Annotated in this window: 1 protein-coding gene; it reads right to left on the minus strand. The window is 28.4% G+C overall.

Annotated elements, in window-relative coordinates:
• Positions 1-734: AAA family ATPase (locus O9267_RS13795; RefSeq protein ID WP_298180566.1), on the minus strand; the 734-nt coding region annotated here is incomplete at its 3' end.
• Positions 735-1,009: the final 275 nt, after the last annotated feature.

Raw genomic sequence — 1,009 nt, forward strand, 5'->3', positions numbered from 1 at the left:
ATTTTGCCTTCTTTAATAACAATATCTCTAAAATCAATGGTAGTGTTTATTTTAGATAAATTAACACCAAATTTTTCAGCAATATTTTTAATATTATCAATGACATTTTGCAAATCAGGAAAAGCACTAGAGTCAATTTTACTTTTAGCTTCTCTTATTGTTTCAAGTATTAATTCATTTGCATTAATTGCAGAATCATCTGCTTTTAACAATGTAAATAATGGAGAACCTTTAGTCCAAGAAAAATGTCTATCAATGTAATCTGACACAAAAAATGTATTAAATTTAGATCTATCTGAAGATTTAATTTCTATATCCAGTTGTTCCCTTTCATTTGTGACAAACCATATAGGCTCTAATGATTTATTTACTACTAATTTTATAGTAATTGATGGTATGTCATTTTGTTGAACTTCATCATTAATAACGTTCGTACTAAAATTAATACCTCTCAAATATAATCCATACTTACTCTCTTTTAAAAGACTCTCAGGCAAGTCATATAATGTTGCTGTTATTTCTATTGGTTTTTCAATATTTTGATTATGAAAGTCATTGTCAGAGAATGTAACATTCCAATTGGAAGATAACACCAAGTTAATAGCTTCTAGTATAGTTGATTTGCCTGAATCGCCACGACCAATAAGACAAACAAAGTTTGTTAGACCAAATATTTGGTGAAAATCACTAATACCTTTAAAGTTTGAAATTGAAAGCGAGTAAATTTTAGGCATATTTTATCGAAGTTGTTTATTAGTATTACAGCTTACGTTATACAACTTGAAGAAGTGGCGATGAACCAAGACCAAGTCTTCACAAATATAAACAAAACTTTAAATTAAAAACCTTTACCATTTCAGATAAATCCCGTGCCACTCCATTTCTTGAAACCGCTAATAGCAGAAGTTTTTATTTTTTCTTCATTTTTGGCTTAACAAAAGCTCTTGCTCCAGGTATTAATTTTTTAGAAGAAGGTTGTATTTCTTGAAATAATTCATCTCTCCATTCT

The sequence above is a fragment of the Flavobacterium sp. genome (genome assembly GCF_027531705.1).
Classification (GTDB): Bacteria; Bacteroidota; Bacteroidia; order Flavobacteriales; family Flavobacteriaceae; genus Flavobacterium.